This is a genomic window from Paracoccus sp. ME4 (assembly GCF_046736325.1).
GTDB lineage: Bacteria > Pseudomonadota > Alphaproteobacteria > Rhodobacterales > Rhodobacteraceae > Paracoccus.
Window position 1 is genome coordinate 1789903 of record NZ_CP151276.1, and the last position, 21069, is coordinate 1810971.

At 67.9% G+C, this 21069-nt stretch carries 21 protein-coding genes; 16 read left to right on the forward strand and 5 right to left on the reverse strand.

The genetic code is table 11. From position 1 onward, the window contains the following. Window positions 1-3: 3 nt before the first annotated feature. On the reverse strand, window positions 4-1215 hold the full coding sequence (locus tag AACG61_RS09185; protein ID WP_411836834.1) for an AI-2E family transporter: 1212 nt from the start codon (window positions 1213-1215) through the stop codon (window positions 4-6). A gap of 129 nt (window positions 1216-1344) precedes the next feature. On the opposite strand from AACG61_RS09185, the gene proS reads away from it, so the two are divergent. The 6 genes from proS to AACG61_RS09215 all read left to right on the forward strand — a co-directional run bounded on the left by proS (window position 1345) and on the right by AACG61_RS09215 (window position 8128). Further along, entirely contained in the window at window positions 1345-2706 is a 1362-nt protein-coding gene (gene proS / locus AACG61_RS09190; RefSeq protein ID WP_411836835.1) for a proline--tRNA ligase, read from the forward strand. A 154-nt stretch (window positions 2707-2860) separates the two neighbouring features. Beyond that, window positions 2861-4045 carry an ABC transporter substrate-binding protein gene (locus AACG61_RS09195; RefSeq protein ID WP_411836836.1) on the forward strand — a complete coding sequence of 395 codons (1185 nt, stop codon included), beginning with the start codon at window positions 2861-2863 and terminating at the stop codon, window positions 4043-4045. Between the two features lie 115 nt (window positions 4046-4160). After that, window positions 4161-4940 carry an ABC transporter ATP-binding protein gene (locus tag AACG61_RS09200; RefSeq protein ID WP_411836837.1) on the forward strand — a complete coding sequence of 260 codons (780 nt, stop codon included), beginning with the start codon at window positions 4161-4163 and terminating at the stop codon, window positions 4938-4940. Further along, a complete protein-coding gene (locus AACG61_RS09205) occupies window positions 4937-5770 on the forward strand; it encodes an ABC transporter ATP-binding protein (RefSeq protein WP_411836838.1) in 834 nt (277 codons plus the stop codon). Before AACG61_RS09200 ends, AACG61_RS09205 begins: the two co-directional genes overlap by 4 nt. Before the next feature lie 3 nt (window positions 5771-5773). Next, a complete protein-coding gene (locus AACG61_RS09210; protein WP_411836839.1) occupies window positions 5774-6781 on the forward strand; it encodes a branched-chain amino acid ABC transporter permease in 1008 nt (335 codons plus the stop codon). 12 nt (window positions 6782-6793) lie between these two features. Next, window positions 6794-8128 (forward strand): branched-chain amino acid ABC transporter permease, encoded by a 1335-nt coding sequence (locus AACG61_RS09215; RefSeq protein ID WP_411836840.1) that lies wholly within the window; start codon window positions 6794-6796, stop codon window positions 8126-8128. A 37-nt stretch (window positions 8129-8165) separates the two neighbouring features. Here the strand turns inward: AACG61_RS09215 and AACG61_RS09220 are convergent, their stop codons facing one another. Next, the gene (locus AACG61_RS09220; protein ID WP_411836841.1) at window positions 8166-8681 is read right to left on the reverse strand and encodes a CAP domain-containing protein; all 516 of its coding nucleotides are present in this window, start codon (window positions 8679-8681) and stop codon (window positions 8166-8168) included. Between the two features lie 159 nt (window positions 8682-8840). Between AACG61_RS09220 and guaA the strand changes: the two genes are divergently transcribed. The 9 genes from guaA (at window position 8841) to AACG61_RS09265 (ending at window position 17337) form a co-directional block, all read left to right on the forward strand. Next, window positions 8841-10400 (forward strand): glutamine-hydrolyzing GMP synthase, encoded by a 1560-nt coding sequence (gene guaA, locus AACG61_RS09225; protein WP_411836842.1) that lies wholly within the window; start codon window positions 8841-8843, stop codon window positions 10398-10400. A gap of 91 nt (window positions 10401-10491) precedes the next feature. Continuing rightward, window positions 10492-12015, forward strand: a complete 1524-nt coding sequence (locus AACG61_RS09230) for a cryptochrome/photolyase family protein (protein ID WP_411839489.1) — start codon at window positions 10492-10494, stop codon at window positions 12013-12015. 57 nt (window positions 12016-12072) lie between these two features. After that, window positions 12073-12615, forward strand: a complete 543-nt coding sequence (locus AACG61_RS09235) for a putative quinol monooxygenase (protein ID WP_411836843.1) — start codon at window positions 12073-12075, stop codon at window positions 12613-12615. A gap of 70 nt (window positions 12616-12685) precedes the next feature. Further along, a complete protein-coding gene (locus AACG61_RS09240; protein WP_411836844.1) occupies window positions 12686-14500 on the forward strand; it encodes a M3 family oligoendopeptidase in 1815 nt (604 codons plus the stop codon). Beyond that, complete coding sequence (locus AACG61_RS09245) at window positions 14497-14967, forward strand: GNAT family N-acetyltransferase (RefSeq protein WP_411836845.1); 471 nt, start codon at window positions 14497-14499, stop codon at window positions 14965-14967. Before AACG61_RS09240 ends, AACG61_RS09245 begins: the two co-directional genes overlap by 4 nt. Window positions 14968-15034: 67 nt before the next feature. Beyond that, the gene (locus AACG61_RS09250) at window positions 15035-16213 is read left to right on the forward strand and encodes a dipeptidase (RefSeq protein ID WP_411836846.1); all 1179 of its coding nucleotides are present in this window, start codon (window positions 15035-15037) and stop codon (window positions 16211-16213) included. An 11-nt stretch (window positions 16214-16224) separates the two neighbouring features. Further along, window positions 16225-16608 (forward strand): D-ribose pyranase, encoded by a 384-nt coding sequence (gene rbsD, locus AACG61_RS09255; protein WP_411836847.1) that lies wholly within the window; start codon window positions 16225-16227, stop codon window positions 16606-16608. A 101-nt stretch (window positions 16609-16709) separates the two neighbouring features. After that, entirely contained in the window at window positions 16710-16817 is a 108-nt protein-coding gene (locus AACG61_RS09260) for an entericidin A/B family lipoprotein (protein WP_135314332.1), read from the forward strand. 130 nt (window positions 16818-16947) lie between these two features. Then, window positions 16948-17337 carry a hypothetical protein gene (locus AACG61_RS09265; protein ID WP_411836848.1) on the forward strand — a complete coding sequence of 130 codons (390 nt, stop codon included), beginning with the start codon at window positions 16948-16950 and terminating at the stop codon, window positions 17335-17337. An 18-nt stretch (window positions 17338-17355) separates the two neighbouring features. On the opposite strand, the gene lepA is transcribed toward AACG61_RS09265, so the two are convergent. The 3 genes from lepA to AACG61_RS09280 all read right to left on the reverse strand — a co-directional run bounded on the left by lepA (window position 17356) and on the right by AACG61_RS09280 (window position 20800). After that, window positions 17356-19155, reverse strand: a complete 1800-nt coding sequence (gene lepA, locus AACG61_RS09270) for a translation elongation factor 4 (RefSeq protein ID WP_411836849.1) — start codon at window positions 19153-19155, stop codon at window positions 17356-17358. 66 nt (window positions 19156-19221) lie between these two features. Next, window positions 19222-19917 carry a type 1 glutamine amidotransferase domain-containing protein gene (locus AACG61_RS09275; protein ID WP_411836850.1) on the reverse strand — a complete coding sequence of 232 codons (696 nt, stop codon included), beginning with the start codon at window positions 19915-19917 and terminating at the stop codon, window positions 19222-19224. Between the two features lie 181 nt (window positions 19918-20098). After that, on the reverse strand, window positions 20099-20800 hold the full coding sequence (locus AACG61_RS09280) for an HAD family hydrolase (protein ID WP_411836851.1): 702 nt from the start codon (window positions 20798-20800) through the stop codon (window positions 20099-20101). Between the two features lie 62 nt (window positions 20801-20862). Between AACG61_RS09280 and AACG61_RS09285 the strand changes: the two genes are divergently transcribed. Further along, window positions 20863-21057: a heavy-metal-associated domain-containing protein gene (locus AACG61_RS09285; protein ID WP_411836852.1), complete on the forward strand. Its 195-nt coding sequence runs from the start codon at window positions 20863-20865 to the stop codon at window positions 21055-21057. Window positions 21058-21069 lie beyond the last annotated feature (12 nt).

Here is a 21069-nt window from a genome sequence, read left to right on the forward strand (position 1 = left end):
CGGTCAGGCCCCGTCGTCGCGTCGGGCCAGGTCTTCCTGCATCGTCTGGATCTGCTGCTGGCTGCGCACGCGGTCGGCCTCCATCCGGGCCAGGCGGATGCGCTCGGCCACCGTGCCGGGGGGGACCATCTCGACCAGCAGGGGCTGGGCGGGTTCGTCCGGCACGCCCTGCCCGGTGAACAGCGGGCTTTCCAGATAGCGCGCGATCAGGAACCGCGCCAGGACCCCCAGGGCGGCGGCCATCGGCACCGCAAGGACCAGCCCCACGAAGCCGAACAGCGCCCCGAAGACCGACAGCGCCAGGAGCAGCCAGACCGGGTGCAGGCCCACATGGCCGCCCACGATCTTGGGTTGCAGATAGTTGCCCTCGACCACCTGGCCCAGGCCGAAGATCGCCACGACCGCGCCGATCCATAGCGGATCACCCCAGAAGCTGAACAGCGCGACGCCGATGGCCGTGGCCCCCCCGATCAGCACGCCGACATAGGGGATGAAGGACAGCATCGCCGCCATGATGCCGATGAAGAAGCCGAAGGGCAGCCCGACCAGCATCAGCGCCAGCGCATACCACGTCCCCAGGATGGCGATGACCACCGCCTGCCCGCGCAGGAAGCCCGACAGCGCCTCGTCGATCTCGGAGGCCAGGGTGCGGATGGTGGCGGCATGCTCGCGCGGCAGCAGCGTGTCCACGGCGCGCACCAGATGGTCCCAGTCCAGGAGCAGGTAGAAGGCCACGACCGGCACGATCACCAGCAGCGCCACCGTCCCGATCAGCCCGGTCAGCGAACCCAGAAGCGTCGAGGCGACGCGCCCCGCCTGATCGCCCACCGCGGCCTGCAGGTCGGTCAGCGTCTGCTGCAGGCCCGCGCCCTGCGGGATCAGGTCGGGAAAGCGCGTGTCCAGGAACAGCCGCCCCTGCTCGATCATCGCGGGCGCGGTCTCGATCAGCGCGCTGGCCTGCCGAACCAGGAGCGGCACGACCAGGAGCACGACCGTGACGAAGGCCAGGACCACCGCGACCGTGATCACCACCACCGCCATGGTCCGCGACAGGCCCGCCCGCTCCAGCCGGTCGGCCAGCGGGTCCAGCAGATAGGCCACGCCCGCCCCCAGGATGAAGGGCAGGACGGCCTGTCCCAGAAGCCACAGCAGGATCGCCATGGTCAGGGCGGCGATGCCCCACCACATGACCTGCTTGCGAATGGGAATATGCATGGACCTGCCCCTGTCGGTGATGTCTGTCGGCCAGAGTGCCGCCCCGCGCTTGTCGTTGCAAGCGGCGTGCTTGGCAAGGCCCGGGCGATCCGCTAACCCTGCCCGGAACCGTCATCAAGGACCCTGCCCATGCGTCTGTCGCGTTATTTCCTGCCTGTCCTCAAGGAAGACCCCAAGGAGGCGCAGATCGTCAGCCACCGCCTGATGCTGCGCGCGGGTATGATCAAGCAGCAGGCGGCGGGGATTTATTCCTGGCTGCCCCTGGGGTTCAAGGTGCTGAAACGCATCGAGCAGATCGTCCATGACGAGCAGATCCGCGCGGGCCACATCCCCATGCTGATGCCCACACTGCAGCCGGCCGACCTGTGGCGCGAGAGCGGCCGCTATGACGACTATGGCGAGGAGATGCTGCGCATCAAGGACCGCCACAAGCGCGACCTGCTCTATGGTCCCACGAACGAGGAGATGATCACCGACATCTTCCGGTCCCATGTGAACAGCTACAAGGACCTGCCCCTGACGCTGTATCACATCCAGTGGAAGTTCCGCGACGAGATCCGCCCGCGCTTCGGCGTGATGCGCGGCCGCGAGTTCCTGATGAAGGACGGCTATACGTTCGACCTGACCAAGGAGGCCGCGCTGCACGCCTACAACCGGCACCTGGTCAGCTATCTGCGCAGCTATGAGCGGATGGGCCTGCAGGCGATCCCGATGCGCGCCGATGGCGGCCCGATCGGCGGCGACTACACCCACGAGTTCCTGGTCCTGGCCGAGACGGGCGAATCCGAGGTCTTCTACGACAGCCAGATCACCGACCTGACCTTCGGCGACCGCGCCATCGACTATGACAGCGTCGAGGAGTGCCAGGCCGTGCTGGAGGAATTCACCAGCCGCTACGCCCGCACCGACGAGACCCATGACCAGGCCGTCTATGCCGAGGTCCCCGAGGAGCGCCGCCGCACCGCGCGCGGCATCGAGGTCGGGCAGATTTTCTATTTCGGGACGAAGTATTCCGAACCGATGGGCGCCACGGTCGTGGGTCCCGACGGCCAGCGCGTGCCGGTCCACATGGGCAGCCACGGCATCGGCGTCAGCCGCCTTCTGGGCGCGATCATCGAGGCCAATCACGACGCCAAGGGCATCATCTGGCCCGAGGGCGTGACGCCCTTCCATGTCGGCATCGTGAACCTCAAACAGGGCGACAACTCGACCGACGCAGCCTGCGACGCGATCTATGCCGAACTGCAGGCGCGGGGTCTGGACCCGCTCTATGACGACCGCGACGAGCGGGCGGGGGCGAAGTTCGCGTCGATGGACCTGATCGGCCTGCCGTGGCGCATCACCGTAGGCCCGCGCGGCCTGACCGCGAACAAGGTCGAACTGACCTGCCGCCGCAGCGGAGAGACCGAGGAGATGTCCCCGCAGGAGGCCATCGCCCGGCTGGAGCAGATCTATCAGCCGGTGCTGGCCGCGGGCCGCGTCGCGGGGTGAACCCATAGGCTGCGGCGGTCTGCCCGGACCGCCGCCCCCGGACCGGGCAACCTGTCCAAAAACCATGCAAATGCGCGCGACAACGCACTTTCTTTTTGGAAGGGTCGCCCCTAACGTGACGCGCAGGACAATGTTCCAACTGGGAGACTTCCACATGAAAAAACTTCTTCTTGCGACCGCCGCCGGCGCGCTTCTGGCCGGTGCCGCGGGCGCCGAAGAAATCAAGCTGGGCATCTCGCTCGGCTTCACCGGACCGCTGGAATCGATGGCCCCCGCGATGCAGCAGGGTGCCGAGATGGCGATGAAGGAAGTCAGCGACTCGGGCCTGCTGCTGGACGGATCGACCGTCGTCGCGGTGACCGGCGACAGCACCTGCATCGACGCCGCCGCGGCCACCGCGACGGTCGAGCGCCTGATCGCCTCCGAAGGCATCAAGGGCATGATCGGCGGCATGTGCTCGGGCGAGACGATCGCCTCGCTGGAGAACGTCGCCAAGGCGAACGGCATGGTGATGATCTCGCCCTCGGCCACCTCGCCCGCGCTGACCGACATCGCGGATGACGGCCTGTTCTTCCGCACCGCCCCCTCCGACGCCCGCCAGGGCGAGGTGATGGCCGAGATCGTGCGCGAGCGCGGGATCGAGAACGTCGCCGTGACCTATACCAACAACGACTACGGCAAGGGCCTGGCCGACAGCTTTGCCGCGGCCTTCACCGCTGCGGGCGGCACCGTGACCACCAACAGCGCCCATGACGACGGCAAGGCCGACTATTCGGCCGAGGTCGCGGCCCTGGCCGCGGCGGGCGGCGACGCGCTGGTCGTGGTCGGCTATGTCGATCAGGGCGGTTCGGGCGTGGTGCGCGCCTCGCTGGACACCGGCGCATTCGACACCTTCGTCTTCCCCGACGGCATGGTCGGCGCCGCGCTGGAGACGAATTTCGGCTCCGAGATCGACGGCAGCTTCGGCCAGAACCCCGCCGCCGAGGGCGAGGGCCGCGAGGCCTATCTGTCCATGGCCGAGGCCGCGGGCTACGACGGTTCGGGCGCCTTCTCGGGCGAGGCCTATGACGCGGCGGCGCTGATGCTGATGGCGATGGCCAAGGCCAAGTCCTCCGATCCGGCGGTCTACAAGGATCACGTCATGGACGTGGCCAACGGCCCCGGCGAGCAGATCCTGCCGGGTCAGCTGGCCAAGGCGCTGGAGATCATCAACGGCGGCGGCGATGTCGACTATGTCGGCGCGACCGCGGTCGAGCTGGTCGAGCCCGGTGAATCCGCCGGCACCTTCCGCGAGATCCAGTTCACCGACGGCAAGATCGAGGTCGTCGGCTACCGTTGAGGACGTCACCTGACGACCGGCCCGGCATCCCTTGGGACGCCGGGCCGATTTGCAATGATAACAGCCGCTTGACGGCACATCTTCACCCAGAACGTGAAGACGGGGATGTGGAAGAATGATCAGGGTCGAGGACCTTCACAGACATTTCGGCGGGTTCCGCGCCGTGGACGGCGCCAGCCTGACGATCGAGACCGGCTCGATCACCGGGCTGATCGGGCCGAACGGCGCGGGAAAATCGACGCTGTTCAACGTGATCGCGGGCGTGCTGCCCCCCACCTCGGGGCGCGTCTTCATGGACGGAGAGGACATCACAGGCCTGCCGCCGCACGAACTGTTCCACAAGGGCCTGCTGCGCACCTTCCAGCTGGCGCATGAGTTCAGCTCGATGACGGTGCGCGAGAACCTGATGATGGTTCCCGGCGCGCAATCCGGCGAGACGATCTGGAAGACCTGGTTCCAGCGCGGCCGGATCGAGCGCGAGGAGGCCGCGCTGCGTCGCAAGGCCGACGAAGTGCTGGATTTCCTGACCATCCGTCACCTGACCCATGAGAAGGCCGGCAACCTGTCCGGGGGTCAGAAGAAGCTTCTGGAGCTGGGCCGCACGATGATGGTCGACGCCAAGATCGTCTTCCTTGACGAGGTTGGCGCGGGCGTGAACCGCACCCTGCTGATGACTATCGCCGACGCGATCATCCGCCTGAACAGGGAACGCGGCTATACCTTCTGCGTGATCGAGCATGACATGGATTTCATCGGCAAGCTCTGCGACCCGGTGATCGTGATGGCCGAGGGCAAGGTCCTGGCCAAGGGCAGCGCCCAGGACATCATGAAGAACGAGGCGGTGATCGAGGCCTATCTGGGCACCGGCCTGAAGAACAAGGACATGGTGGGATGAGCGACCAGGACGCTGTCTTCGGCAATCGCGGCAGCCGCGACCTGTCGGTGGTGAACCCGGCCGGGCGCGGCACGATCGACGGCACCCGCCGGTCGGGGCCGGTGGGCGCGGGCCGCGCGGGCGATCCGTTCCTGATCGGCGAGGGCATGACCGGCGGATACGGCAAGGGCGCCGACATCCTGCACGACTGCACCATCGCGGTCGAACAGGGCCAGATTGCCGTGATCGTCGGCCCCAACGGCGCGGGCAAGTCCACCGCGATGAAGGCCATCTTCGGGATGCTGAACCTGCGCCAGGGGTCGGTCCGGCTGAACGGGCAGGACATCACCGCCCTGAACCCCCAGGACCGGGTCAAGGCGGGGATGGGCTTCGTCCCGCAGGTCAACAACATCTTCCCGTCCATGACGGTCGAGGAGAACTTGGAGATGGGCGCCTATATCCGCCGCGACGACATCCGCGCGACGATGGAGCAGGTCTATGAGCTGTTCCCCGCCGTCGCCGCTAAGCGCCGCCAGGCCGCCGGAGAGCTGTCGGGCGGCCAGCGCCAGCAGGTCGCCGTGGGCCGCGCGCTGATGACGCAGCCGCAGGTCCTGATGCTGGACGAACCCACCGCAGGCGTCAGCCCCATCGTGATGGACGAGCTGTTCGACCGCATCATCGCCATCGCGCGCGGCGGTCTGCCCGTCCTGATGGTGGAGCAGAACGCGCGCCAGGCGATGATGATCGCCGACAAGGCCTATGTGCTGGTCCAGGGCGCGAACGCCCATACCGGCACCGGCCGCGAACTGATGCAGAACGACGAGGTGCGCCGCACCTTCCTGGGGGGCTGAGCCATGGATATCCTGAACGCCCTCGTGGTCTTTCTGAACTTCGTCTTCATCCCGGCCGCCGCCTATGGCGCGCAGCTGGCGCTTGGCGCGCTTGGCGTCACGCTGATCTACGGCATCCTGCGCTTCTCGAACTTCGCGCATGGCGACACCATGGCCTTCGGGACAGGCATCGTGATCCTGCTGACCTGGGGGCTGCAATCCCTGGGCGTCAGCGCGGGGCCGCTGCCCACGGCGCTGATCGCCCTGCCCTTCGGCATCGCGCTGACGGCGCTTCTGGTGCTGGGCACCGACCGCGCGGTCTACAAGTTCTATCGCCGGCAGAAGGCCGCGCCGATCATCCTGGTCATGGCGTCCGTGGGCGTGATGTTCGTGATGAACGGCCTGACCCGCATCCTGATCGGCGTCGATGAGATCCGCTTCGACGACGGCGCCCGCTTCATCATCGCCGTCCGCGACTTCCGCGAGATGACCGGGCTGGAGGAGGGTCTGGCGCTGCGCTCGACGCAGGCGCTGACCGTCGGCGTCGCGCTGATCGTGATGGTCGCGCTGTTCTGGTTCCTGAACCGCACCAAATCCGGCAAGGCCATGCGCGCCTATTCCGACAACGAGGATCTGGCGCTTTTGTCGGGCATCGACCCCGAACGCGTCGTGCGGATGACCTGGATCATCGCCGCGGGCCTCGCGACCATCGCGGGCACGCTCTATGGTCTGGACAAGTCGTTCAAGGCCTTCAACTATTTCCAGATCCTGCTGCCGATCTTTGCGGCGGCCATCGTGGGGGGGCTGGGCAATCCGCTCGGCGCCATCGCGGGCGGCTTCCTGGTGGCCTTCTCCGAGGTCGCGGTGACCTATCCCTGGGTCAAGGTGGTGGGCTATCTGGCGCCCTGGTACGAACCCGGCGGGCTGATGCAGCTTCTGGGCACGGAATACAAGTTCGCGGTCAGCTTCGTCATCCTGATCGTCGTCCTGCTGTTCAGGCCCACCGGCCTGTTCCGCGGCAAATCGGTCTGAGGGGGAGAGATCATGGCAACCAACCGTCAAGCCGCGACATCCGCCAGCCCCTGGCGCGCGCCGATCCTGTTCGCGATCCTCGCCGTGCTGTTCGTGCTGGAGGGGACGGTGCGCAACAGCATGTTCTCGGGCAGCTGGAACACCTCTCTGGCGATCCTGAACATGGGGCTCCTGTCGGCGATCACCGCCCTGGGCGTGAACATGCAATGGGGCTATGCGGGCCTCTTCAACGTGGGCGTCGTGGGCTTTCTGGCCATGGGCGCGCTGGCACCCGTGCTGGTCTCGCTGCCCCCGGTCGAGGGCGCGTGGCAGTCGGGCGGCACGCGCCTGCTTCTGGCGCTGGCCGTGGGATTGGGCACGCTGGCCATGGCCAAGCTGGCCTGGGCGCGCACGCGCAGCGGCCTGCTGACCGCCGTGGTGCTGATCGCGGGCTTCATCGCCTATCGCTGGCTGTTCGATCCCGCCGTGACCGCGATCGAGGCGAACAACCCCGCCCGGAACGGCAATATCGGGGGCCTGGGCCTGCCGGTGCTGCTGTCCTGGGTCGTGGGGGGCCTCTTCGCGGCCGCCGCGGCCTGGGCCATCGGCAAGGTCGCCCTGGGCCTGCGCTCGGACTATCTGGCCATCGCGACTCTCGGCATCGGCGAGATCATCGTCGCGGTCCTCAAGAACGAGGACTGGCTGGCCCGTGGCGTCAAGAACATCACCAACATCCCGCGCCCCGTCGCGCAGGAGGTGGCGCTGCAGCAGAACCCCGACTTCGTGGCCTTCGCGCAGTCCTGGGGCTTCCAGGCGGCCGAGGCTTCGGGCATCTGGGTCAAGCTCTCCTACATGTCGCTGTTCCTGGTGGTGCTGCTGGTCATCATCCTGCTGGCCGAGCTGGCGCTGAAATCGCCCTGGGGCCGCATGATGCGCGCCATCCGCGACAACGAGACCGCGGCCGAGGCGATGGGCAAGGACGTCACCCGGCGCCACCTGCAGGTCTTCATCCTGGGGTCCGCGGTGATCGGGGTCGCGGGCGCGATGATGGTCACGCTGGACGGGCTTCTGGCGCCGACCAGCTACAACCCGCTGCGCTACACGTTCCTGATCTGGGTCATGGTGATCGTCGGCGGCTCCGGCAACAACTGGGGCGCGGTGCTGGGCGCGGTCACGATCTGGTTCCTGTGGATCAAGGCCGAGGTCTGGGGCCCTGCCCTGATCGCGATGCTGACCGGCCCGATGGCCGACGGCCCGGTCAAGGCGCATCTTCTGGACAGCGCGCCACACATGCGCTTCATCGCGATGGGGGCGGTGCTGCTTCTGGTGCTGCGCTTCGCGCCACGGGGCCTGCTACCCGAAAAGTAAGCGAAGGGGGCGCGGGTCACACCGCGCCCCTTTCGGTTCAGCGGCAGTTGTTGCCCAGAACCGTGCTGTGCCACAGCCGCCCGTCCGCGCCCCGCGCGACTCCGCTGCCGATCTGATAGCTCAGCTGGCCCAGCACCTGCTCGCGCTGCGGGCCGGGCACCATCCAGGCGGCCACCGTGCCTTCGGGCGTGCCGCCCGCGCCCACCAGCTGCACCACCCCGCAGGTCGGATAGCCGACGGACCGCGCCCGATCGACCACGTTCGATCCGTTCGACCCGGCCACGTCCGCACGCCCGGTCCGCGCCATGTCGCAGGCATGGGCCAGCGCGATGCGGTCCAGATCGGCCTGGGGCGCCAGGTCGGGCTTGCCCTCGGCCAGACGCGCGGCATTCACCGCCGCCGAAAGGCGCATCCCCGCCTCGGCGTCGCCCCGGCACTCGGTCGCCAGCGCCTGTTCCACGGGGGGCGTTGGCGCCGTCCGCAGCGGAATGCCCACACCCTGACAGGCGGGCAGCGCCAACAGGCCGGCGATGAGAAGACTGGGGCGGATCATGGGCGACCTCATGCGTTCGATGGGGGCGGTCGGGGTGGTGTCGCAGCGCACGCGGGGCGCGCGATGCGGACCGACCATTCATGGCGCGGAACGTCCGATCGGGGCACGGGTTCCGCGAAACCCTTGCAAGGCCATGAAACCGCGCTTAAAGCGCATGGCATGACCCAGCACCAGCGCCTTCTGATCATCGACTTCGGCAGCCAGGTGACGCAGCTGATCGCGCGTCGCCTGCGTGAACTGAACGTCTATTGCGAAATCCACCCGTTCAACACAGTGACCGACGACCGGCTGCGCCAGATGGCGCCGCAGGCGATCATCCTGTCGGGCGGCCCCGCCAGCGTCACGACCGACGGCAGCCCCCGCGCGCCCCAGGCCGTGTTCGAGATGGGCGTGCCCGTCTTCGGCATCTGCTATGGCCAGCAGGTGATGATGGAGCAGCTGGGCGGCCGGGTCGAGGCCGGGCATCACGCCGAATACGGCCGCGCCTTCATCGCGCCCGCGCCGGGGCACAAGGGCGACGGCATCTTCGCGGGCCTGTTCGACACGGGCCGCGAGGAGGTCTGGATGAGCCATGGCGACCGCGTGACCGCGCTGGCGCCGGGCTTCGAGGTCATCGGCACCTCGCCCAACGCGCCCATGGCGATGATCGCGGACGAGGCGCGGCATTTCTATGCCGTGCAGTTCCACCCCGAGGTGCATCACACGCCGAACGGCCGCACCATGCTGGAGAACTTCGTCCGGCTGGCAGGCTTCACCGGCGACTGGACCATGGCCAGCTACAAGGACGAGGCGATCCGCAAGATCCGCGAGCAGGTGGGCGACCGCAAGGTCATCTGCGGCCTGTCGGGCGGCGTCGATTCCTCCGTGGCCGCGGTCCTGATCCACGAGGCGATCGGCGATCAGCTGACCTGCGTCTTCGTCGATCACGGGCTCTTGCGCCTGAACGAGGGCGAGGACGTCGTGAAGATGTTCCGCGACAACTACAACATCCCGCTGATCCACGCGAACGAGAGCGACCTGTTCCTGGGCGCGCTGGAAGGCGTCAGCGACCCCGAGGTCAAGCGCAAGACCATCGGCCGGCTCTTCATCGACGTGTTCCAGAAATACGCGAGCCAGATCGACGGCGCGGACTTCCTGGCGCAGGGCACGCTCTACCCGGACGTGATCGAGAGCGTCAGCTTCTCCGGCGGTCCGTCGGTCACGATCAAGTCGCACCACAATGTGGGCGGCCTGCCCGAAAAGATGGGCCTGAAGCTGGTCGAGCCGCTGCGCGAGCTGTTCAAGGACGAGGTGCGCGAACTGGGCCGCGAGCTGGGTCTGCCCGAGAGCTTCATCGGCCGCCACCCCTTCCCCGGCCCTGGCCTGGCCATCCGCTGCCCCGGAGAGATCACCCGCGAAAAGCTGGAGATCCTGCGCAAGGCCGATGCGGTCTTCATCGACCAGATCCGCAGGCATGGCCTCTATGACGAGATCTGGCAGGCCTTCGTGGCGATCCTGCCGGTGCGCACCGTGGGCGTGATGGGCGACGGGCGGACCTATGACTTTGCCTGCGCGCTCCGGGCGGTCACTTCGGTCGACGGCATGACGGCGGATTACTATCCCTTCACCCACGAATTCCTGGGTGAGACCGCGACGCGGATCATCAACGAGGTCAAGGGCATCAACCGCTGCACCTATGACATCACCTCCAAGCCGCCGGGCACCATTGAGTGGGAATGACGGGCGAATGGAAATGACGCGGCACCGCGTCGCATGACATCCGGGGAACGCGCGGGGAAACCTGCGCGTCCTTTCGTTTCGGGGGTGCATGATGACGCGACTGATCCTGGTGCTGGGCGACCAGCTGTCCCATGACCTGACCCCGCTTCGCGATGCCGGGCCCGACGACGTGATCGTCATGGCCGAGGTCGGGGACGAGGCCGGCTATGTCCCCCATCACCCGCAGAAGATCGCGTTCCTCTTTGCCGCGATGCGCAAGTTCGCGACCCAACTGCGCGACCGCGGGCTGACCGTGGCCTACACGCCGCTGGACGACCCCGAGAACAGCCATTCCATCCCCGGCGAGCTTCTGCGTCGCGCGGCGGAGCATGGCGCCGATACCGTCATCGCGACCGAGCCGGGCGAATGGCGCCTGATCCGCGCCTTGGGCGATCTGCCCATCCCGGTGACGCAGCGCCCCGACGAGCGCTTCCTGGCCAGCCATGCCGAGTTCGAGGCTTGGGCGGAGGGCCGCAAGGAACTGCGCATGGAGTGGTTCTATCGCGAGATGCGCCGCAAGACCGGCCTGCTGATGGAGGGCGACCAGCCCGCGGGCGGCAAGTGGAACTACGACCACGACAACCGCAAGCCCGCCCAGGCCGACCTGCTGCGCGAGCGACCCCCGACCTTCGAACCCGATGCCGTGACGGCCGAGGTGCTGGACCTGGTCGAGGCGCGCTTTCCCGACAATTTCGGCCGGTTGCGCCCCTTCACCTGGGCCACCGACCGCGAAGGCGCACTGAAGGTTCTCAAGCACTTCATCCGCCATTCGCTGGACGAATTTGGCCCCTATCAGGACGCGATGCTGCAGGACGACCCGTTCCTGCACCATTCGATCCTGTCGCCCTACATCAATGCAGGCCTGCTCTCGTCACTGGAGGTCTGCCAGGCCGCCGCCGACGCCCATGCCGCGGGCCGCGTTCGCCTGAATTCGGCCGAAGGCTTCATCCGCCAGATCATCGGCTGGCGAGAATTCATGCGCGGCATCTATTTCCTGGAGGGGCCGGACTACACCGCGCGCAACATCCTGCGCCATGACCGCGACCTGCCGCCGGTCTATTGGGGCAAGCCCACGAAGATGACCTGCATGGCGCAGGCGGTGGGACAGACGCGCGACCATGCCTATGCCCATCACATCCAGCGCCTGATGGTGACCGGCAACTTCGCCCTGCTGGCCGGGATCGACCCGCATCAGGTCCATGAATGGTATCTGGCCGTCTATGCCGATGCCTATGAATGGGTCGAGGCGCCCAATGTCATCGGCATGAGCCAGTTCGCCGACGGGGGCATCGTGGGATCGAAGCCCTATGTCAGTTCTGGCAACTACATCAACAAGATGTCGGACTATTGCGGCAGCTGCGCCTACAAGGTCACCGACAAGACCGGGCCAAAGGCCTGCCCGTTCAACCTGCTCTACTGGGACTTCCTGATGCGGCACCGTCAGCGGTTCGAACGGAACCCGCGGATCGGCCGCGCCTATGCGACCTGGGACCGGATGGATGCTGAGAAGCGGCGCGTGATCCGCGCCGAGGCGGCGGCCTTCCTGACGCGCCTGGAGGCGGGCGAGCCGGTCTGAGGCTTGACCTTGCAGCCCCGTTTGGCCACCGTGGGTCATCCCGCGAAAGGACCCGCCATGGACTGCGCCTGCGGCCATCACCACGCCCCGACCGCCGACCTGACCGGCACGCCCGTGACCCTGACCGACCCGCCCGTCGCCCTGCATGGGCGGCTGATCTGCGCCGACATGGGTCAGCTGATGACCGCGCTGGAACTGCTGCCCGATCACGTCGCCGCCAGCCGGGCCGAGCCGGGCTGCCTTCGCTTCGACATCGCGCAGTCGGAGGACGACCCGATGGTCTGGACCCTCTCCGAGATCTTCGTCGATGCGGCGGCCTTCGCCGCCCATCAGGCCCGCACCGCCGCCAGCCCCTGGGGCCAGCGCAGCGGCGCGATCACCCGCGATTTTCACCGCCACGAGGCCACGCCCCGCATCCGTCCGGCGACCGCGGCCGACGCGGCGGCGCTGGCGCCGCTGCTGCCCGCGGGCGCCTCCGCCCTGCCGGGGCTGGTCGCCCATGTGGAGGGACTGCCCGTCGCGCATCGCTCAGCCTCCGGTGTGGTGACGGTGCATCGCGCCCTGACAGGCCGCGGGATCGAGGCGGCGATGGCCCCCTGACGGCCGCGCCACTTGCACCCCCGGCCCGCAGGGTCCACATCTGGTCCGACAGTTACGGAAAGGACCGATCATGGCGGGACAGATGGCATTCGACGCGGCGGAACCGGCAAAGGGCGACTTCGGGACGCTTCCCGAATGGGATCTGGACGACCTTTATCCCGCGCCGGACAGCCCCGAGCTGACCGCCGACATCGAGGCGCTGGACGCCAGGGTGCGCGACTTTGCCGCCACCTATCAGGGCAGGCTGGCCGATCTGGATGCGGCCGCGATGCTGGACTGCGTCGAGGCCTATCAGCAGATCGACATCCTGGCCGGGCGCATCATGTCCTATGTGGGCCTGCGCTATTATCAGAACACCACCGATGCGGTCCGCGCCAAGCAGATGGGTGACCTGCAGGGGCGCATCACCGACCTGACCGCGCCGCTGGTCTTCTTCGGGCTGGAGTTCAACCGCATCCCCGACGACCGCTATGACGCGGTCTTCACCGCGTCCGACGGCCCCGCCCGCTACAAGCCGGTCTTCGACCGGATGCGCGCCATGCGCCCCCATCAGCTGTCCGACGAGCTGGAGCAGTTCCTGCACGACAATTCGGTCGTGGGCGCCGCCGCCTGGAACCGGCTGTTCGACGAGACGACCGCCGGGCTGACCTTCGAGGTCGCGGGCGAGACGCTTGGCCTGGAGGCCACGCTGAACCTGCTGACCGATCACGACCGCGCACGGCGCGAGGCCGGCGCGCGGGCGCTGGCCACGGTCTTCACCGCCAATGTCGGGCTGTTCACGCGCATCCACAACACGCTGGCCAAGGAGAAGGCCATCGAGGACAAGTGGCGCAAGATGCCCAGCCCCCAGCATGGCCGCCACCTGTCGAACCATGTCGAACCCGAGGTGGTCGAAGCGCTGCGCAACGCCGTGACCGCCGCCTATCCGCGCCTCTCGCACCGCTACTATGCGCTCAAGGCGCGCTGGCTGGGGCTGGAGAAGCTGCAGGTCTGGGACCGCAACGCCCCCCTACCGACCGAGACCCCGCGCCTGATCGACTGGCCGGAGGCGCAGGCGACGGTCCTGGACGCCTATGCCGGCTTCTCTCCGGCACTGGCGGATCTGGCGCGGCCCTTCTTCGACAAGGGCTGGATCGACGCGGGCGTCAAGCCGGGCAAGGCGCCGGGCGCCTTCGCGCATCCGACCGTCACCACGGTTCATCCCTACATCCTGCTGAACTATCTGGGCAAGCCGCGCGACGTGATGACGCTGGCCCATGAGCTGGGTCACGGCGTCCATCAGCGCCTGGCGGCGGAGCAGGGAGAGCTTCTGGCCTCCACCCCCCTGACGCTGGCGGAAACCGCCTCGGTCTTCGGCGAGATGCTGACCTTCCGCGCGCTTCTGGCCCGCACCACCGATCCGGCGCAGAAGAAGGCGCTGCTGGCCGGCAAGGTCGAGGACATGATCAACACGGTCGTCCGGCAGATCGCCTTCTACGACTTCGAATGCCGCCTGCATGCCGCCCGCGCGGAAGGCGAGCTGACCCCCGACGACATCAACGCGCTGTGGATGGCGGTCCAGCATGAAAGCCTGGGGCCGGTCTTCGAGTACATGCCCGGCTATGAGACCTTCTGGACGTATGTGCCGCATTTCGTGCATTCGCCCTTCTACGTCTATGCCTATGCCTTCGGCGACGGGCTGGTGAACGCGCTCTATGCCGCCTATGAGGACGGACTGCCGGACTTTCAGCAGAAGTATTTCGACCTTCTGAAGGCGGGCGGATCGCGCCATCACAGCGAATTGCTGGCGCCCTTCGGGCTGGATGCGTCGGACCCGGCCTTCTGGGACAAGGGCCTGTCGATGATCGAGGGCTTCATCGACCAGCTGGAGGCGCTGGAGGCGTGATCGCACTGGAACGCATCGGGCGCGACGCCCGCGCCCGCATGGCCCATATCCGCGTCGCGCCCGAGCAGGAGCCGTTCTGCGGCAGCATCGCCAGCCATTTCGATGCCGACGAACCCTCCTGCGACTTTCACGCCGTGCTGTCGGAGGGCGTGCCGGTCGGGTTCTTCAAGATCGACCGCGCCTACGCCAACCGCCTGCCAGAGGCCCGCGCGGACGAGATCGGCCTGCGCGGCATGATGATCGACCGGACGGCACAGGGGCGCGGCACGGGCAAGGCCGCGATCGCGGCCCTGCGCGCGCATCTGCGGCGGCATTACCCCGATGCCGCGGCCTGCGTGCTGACGGTGAATCAGGCCAACCCGGCCGCGCGGGCCGTCTATCTGGCCGGCGGGTTCGTCGACACCGGCGCGCTCTATCACGGCGGTCGCATCGGGCCGCAGCACATCCTGCGCCTGACCCTGCGGTGAGGATTTCCGTAGCATCCGCCGCGCGACGCCCTATCCTGCGCGCAAGGGGACGGCGCCGGGAGGAACCATGCTGAGAAAGATCGCCATTGGCGCGGGCCTGTTGGTCGCGGTGGGGGCCGCCGCCTTCTTCACCCTGGCTCCGGCCCATGTCGACCGCAGCATGAACCCCGTGACCATGCCCGCCGAGGGCTGGCCGGTCAGCGACCGCGCCCGCGCCCTGCATGCGGGGCTGGTGATCGGCGACTGGCATTCGGACGCGCTGCTGTGGGACCGCGACCTGCTGGCGCGGCACGACCGGGGGCATACCGACATTCCGCGTCTGGCCCAGGGCAATGTCGCGCTGCAGGTCTTCACCACGGTCACCAGAAGCCCGCGCGGCCAGAACTATGAGCACAACGAGGCCGCGACCGGCGACAACATCACGCCGCTGTTCATCGGCCAGCTGCGCCCGCCGCGGTCCTGGACATCGTTGCGCGAACGCGCGCTGGTCCAGGCCGAGGCGCTGCATGCCGCCGCCGCACGCGACCCCGCCGCCCTGCGCGTGATCCGCAGCCGCGCCGATCTGGCCGCCCTGCTGGCGGATCGCGCAGAGGGCGCGGCGGTGATCGGCGGATTGCTGGGGTCGGAAGGCGGGCACCCCTTGGAGGGCGACATCGCCAATCTGGACGTCCTTTACGATGCCGGGTTCCGGCTGATGGGGCTGACGCATTTCTTCGACAACGAGCTGGGCGGCAGCCTGCATGGCGCGGGCGAGGGTCAGGGCCTCAGCGATTTCGGGCGTGAGGTCGCGCTGGCGATGATCGACCGCGGCATGATCATCGACGTGACCCATGCCAGCCCGCAGATGGTCCGCGACGTGCTGGCCCTGCCCGGCGCGCGGCCGGTGCTGTCCCATACCGGGATCAGCGCGCATTGCCCCTCGTCGCGCAATCTGCCCGACGATCTGGTGGCGCAGATCGCGGCGGCCGGCGGGCTGATCGGCGTGGGCTTCTGGTCCGACGTCGTCTGCGGAGAGACGCCCGCCGACGTGGCCGCGGCCATCGCCGCCGCGATCCGCGTCGCCGGAGAGGATCACGTCTCGCTCGGCTCGGACTGGGACGGGTCGGTCGACGCGCCCTTCGACGCCGCGCATCTGCCCGCCCTGACCCAAGCCCTGATCGACCAGGGCCTGACGGGCGCCCAGATCGCCAAGGTCATGGGCGGCAACATGATGGCCTACCTGGCCCAGACCCTGCCCGAGACCTGAAAGGACCCCCGATGAAGAAGACGACGCTGCTGCATGCCGAACTGTCCGGCCTGATCGCGGCCATGGGACATGGCGACCTGCTGGTGATCGGGGATGCGGGCCTGCCCGTCCCGCCGGGCGTGCGCGTCATCGACCTGGCGCTGACCCGCGGAGTGCCGGGCATCTTCGAGGTGCTGGACGCGGTCCTGTCCGAATTGGTGGTGGAGCGCAGCCTTCTGGCGCAGGAGGCCGATCCGGCGCTGCGTGCACGCTTTGCCGAACGCGCGGTCGGCGCGGTGACGCTGATCGACCACGAGGGGTTCAAGGTGCACAGCCGGACCGCCCGTGCGGTTGTGCGGACGGGCGAATGCACGCCCTATGCGAATATCGCCCTGCATGCCGGCGTGGCCTTCTGAGGGAACCGATCCGCAGGGAAAGCGTTGCAAGCTCATATGCTTATCCATGAAGGAGAATAGCCGTGCAGAAGAAGATCCTGGGCCTCAGCGCCGTTCTGGCCATGATGACCCTCGCCGCCTGCGAGACCGTGCAGGGCGCGGGCCGCGACATCTCCACGGCGGGCGCCGTGGTACAGCAGGAAAGCGCCGAGGTTCAGGCCGGGATGTGATCCCGGCCCCACAGCCAAATCCACCGCCCTCCGCGACACCGCGGGGGGCGTTTTTCGTCCAAGCCCCTCGACACATTGCCCGTACGACCCCACCATGGCAGCCTGACCGCGCCACCGTTCCGGAGATTCCATGCGCCGCACCGTCCTTGCCGCCCTGATCCTGATGACGCCGCTGCCGGCAGCCGCCTTCACGGCCCGCAACGGCATGACCGTGACACAGGCCGGGCCGACCGAGATCGCGGTGGCGTGGTCCGGCGGACGCCGAGACACGGATTACTGGTGCGCGGCGGGCGATTTCGCGCAGCGGGTGATGAACCAGCCCGTCGGCACGCGCCTGTGGCGGGCCTCGCCCAAGCCCCGCGCGGGCGGCGAGGGCATCCTGTTCACGCTGGACGGATCACGAAAGGCACCGGGCGCGGGCCTGTCGCAGTTCGGCGCGGGCCCGCGGGACGAGGCGATCTCGGTCGGGGCGGCGGTCGCCGGCCATTGCCGGGTCCTCCCGCCCCTCCTGCTGGATTGACGGGCCGACTCGGACGGGTCAGCTGTCCATCTTCAGCGCTTGGATGAAGGCGGTCTGCGGGATCTCGACCTTGCCGAATTGGCGCATCTTCTTCTTGCCGGCCTTCTGCTTCTCCAGCAGCTTCTTCTTGCGCGTTGCGTCGCCGCCATAGCATTTGGCGGTCACGTCCTTGCGCATGGCCGACAGGGTCTCGCGCGCGATCACGCGGGCGCCGATGGCTGCCTGGATCGGGATCTTGAACATGTGCCGCGGGATCAGGTCCTTGAGCTTCTCGACCATGGCGCGGCCGCGGCTTTCGGCACGGTCGCGATGGACCATGATCGACAGCGCGTCCACCGGTTCGTCGTTCACCAGGATCGACATCTTGACCAGGAAATCCTCGCGGTACTCGCTAATCTGATAGTCGAAGCTGGCATAGCCCTTGGTCACCGACTTCAGCCGGTCGTAGAAGTCGAACACCACCTCCGCCAGAGGCAGGTCATAGACGACCATGGCCCGCGTCCCGGCATAGGTCAGGTCCAGCTGGATGCCGCGGCGGTCCTGGCACAGCTTCAGCACGTCGCCCAGATATTCGTCCGGCACCATGATCGTGGCCTTGATGCGCGGCTCCTCGATATGATCGACATGGGTCAGGTCGGGCATGTCGGCGGGGTTGTGCAGGTCGCGCACCTCTCCGTCGCGCATGTGCAGCTTGAAGACCACCGACGGTGCCGTGGTGATCAGGTCCAGATCGTATTCGCGCTCCAAGCGGTCGCGAATCACCTCCAGGTGCAGCAGCCCCAGGAAGCCGCAGCGGAAGCCGAAGCCCAGGGCGGCCGAGGTCTCCATCTCGTAGCTGAAGCTGGCATCGTTCAGGGCCAGCTTCTCGATGGCGTCGCGCAGCGGCTCGAAGTCGTTGGCGTCGACCGGGAAGAGGCCGCAGAAGACCACCGGCTGTGCGGGTTTGAAGCCCGGCAGCGCCTTGTCCGCGGGCCGGCGTTCCTGGGTGATGGTGTCGCCCACACGCGTGTCGCGGACCTGCTTGATCGAGCCGGTGAAGACCCCGATCTCTCCCGGCCCAAGTTCGGCGATGTCGACCATCTGCGGGGTCAGCACGGCCAGCTTGTCGATGCGGTGGCTGGCGCCGGTCTGCATCATCTTGATCTGGTCGCCCTTGCGGATCACCCCGTCCATCACGCGGATCATCACGACCACGCCCAGATAGGCGTCGTACCAGCTGTCGACCAGCATCGCCTTCAGCGGCGCGTCGCGGTCGCCCTTGGGCGCGGGCAGGCGCGTGACGATGGCCTCCAGCACGTCCGGAATCCCCAGACCGGTCTTGGCGCTGATCGGAATCGCGTCCTGCGCGTCGATGCCGATCACCTCCTCGATGTTCTCCTTCACGCGCTCGGGTTCGGCGGCGGGGAGGTCGATCTTGTTCAGGACCGGCACGATCTCGTGGCCCGCATCGATCGCCTGGTAGACGTTGGCCAGCGTCTGCGCCTCGACGCCCTGGCTTGCATCCACGACCAGAAGCGACCCCTCGACCGCGCGCATCGACCGGCTGACCTCATAGGCGAAGTCGACATGGCCCGGCGTGTCGATCAGGTTCAGCACATAGGTCCGGCCATCCTTGGCGGGATAGCTGATCCGGACCGTGTTGGCCTTGATGGTGATGCCGCGCTCTCGCTCGATATCCATGCTGTCTAGCATCTGGGCCTTCATGTCGCGGTCCGCGACAGTGCCCGTCAGCTGGATCAGCCGGTCGGCCAGCGTGGATTTGCCGTGGTCGATATGGGCCACGATCGAAAAGTTGCGGATGAGATCAAGGTCGGTCATGGCCGGGCTATACAGCCGTGCAGGGGCCGCGAAAAGAGGGTTTCGCGGCCCCTGCGCCAAATGGCGTCAGCCGGCGTCCGACTGCCCGGCGGCCTTCAGCATCAGCCGCGCGACCTCGGCCGAGGATGCCGGGTTCTGACCCGTCACCAGCTTGCCGTCGGCCAGCGCGAAGGGCGCCCAATCCGGGCCCTTCTCATGCTTGCCGCCCTGCGCCTTCAGCTGGTCCTCCAGCATGAAGGGCACCGCGTCCGACAGGCCCACCGCATCCTCCTCGGAATTGGTGAAGCCCGCCACGCGGCGGCCATGGACCAGCGGATCGCCCGACGGAAGGCGCGCCGACAGCAGGCCCGCGGGACCGTGGCAGACGGCGCCGACGACGGCGCCCTTCTCCCAGGCCTCGGTCAGCACGCGGCCCAGGGCCTCGGATTTCGGCAGATCCCACATGGTGCCGTGACCGCCGGGCAGATAGACGATGTCGCAGCCCGAGACGTCGACCTCGTCGACCTTCTGCGTATGGGCCAGCTTGTTCATCGCGGCCTCGTCGGCCATCAGGCGGCGGACCTCGTCGGTCATCGCGTCGCCCTCCTCCGAGGACGGGTCGGCCGGAGGCTTGCCGCCCTGGATGCTGGCGATCTCGACCTGCCAGCCCGCGTCCGACAGGATCCAGTAGGGGGCAGCCACCTCCTCCCAGTAGAAGCCGGTCGGCTTGCCGGTATCGCCCAACCGGTCATGCGACGTCAGGATGAAAAGCGCCTTGGGCATGGGATGTTCCTTCTTCACGGGAATAGGGGGCCGCGGCGGTCCGCACGCGGCAGTCGCGCCTCAATGCGCGACCCTCCCGCAGGGTTCCGCCGCCGGCGCCACGCGCCCGGCGCGATCCGTCAGAATCGCGCGGCCGCCGAGGCCCCTCGATGGGGCCGAAGGCGGCCCCCTCCCCCAGTGCTCAGCCCGCCGCCTCCAGACGCGCCACCAGATCCGGCAGCGCCGCCATGTCGGACAGCTGGTGCAGGCGCGGATGGTCGGGCGCCTCGGCATGCTCGTGGTTCCAGGTCAGCGCGTGGGGAATGAACACCCCCGTCCCGCCCAGTTCCAGCACCGGGATGACGTCGCTGCGCATCGAATTGCCCACCATCATGAAGCGCTCCGCCGCGATCCCGTGCGCGTCCAGCACCCGCGCATAGGCCTCGGGCGTCTTGTCTGCCAGGATCTCGACGCCCGCAAAACGCTCGGCCAGGCCCGATGCGGCGACCTTGCGCTCCTGATCTATCAGGTCGCCCTTGGTGATCAGGATCAGCCGGCGCCCCGCCAGCGCGTCCAGCGCCGCCTCGCCCCCCGGCAGCAGGGTCACCGGATGGGCCAGCATCTCGGCCCCCAGGTCCAGGATGCGGGCGATCTGTCGGCCCTCGATGCGCCCGTCGGTCAGCTCGATCGCGGTCTGCACCATCGACAGCATGAACCCCTTGATGCCATAGCCATAGCGGGCCAGGTTCGCGCTCTCGGTGTCATAGAGGCGCCCGGCGATGGCCTCGGGGTCCCCGTGATCGGCCAGAAGGGCGCAGAATTCGGCCTCGGTCACCCGGAAGAAGGTCTCGTTCTCCCACAGCGTGTCGTCGGCATCCAACCCGATGGCGTCGAAGGCGGTCATGGCATCCCCTTGCGGGCGCACCCGCCCTGCGTCACGATCGGCGCATCCAACAGGAGCGTCCGATGATCTTCTCCGTCCCCGACATGAGCTGCAACCACTGCAAGGCCGCGATCGAGGAGGCCATGACCGCCGCCGGCGGCCGGGCCGTCGTCGATCTGCCCCAAAAGCGCGTCACCGTCGAGGGGCTCGATCAGGCCCGCGCCGAATCCGCCCTGGTGCAGGCCGGATTCTCGCCCCGGCCGATTCCCGCTGCCTGATCGGCCCGCCGG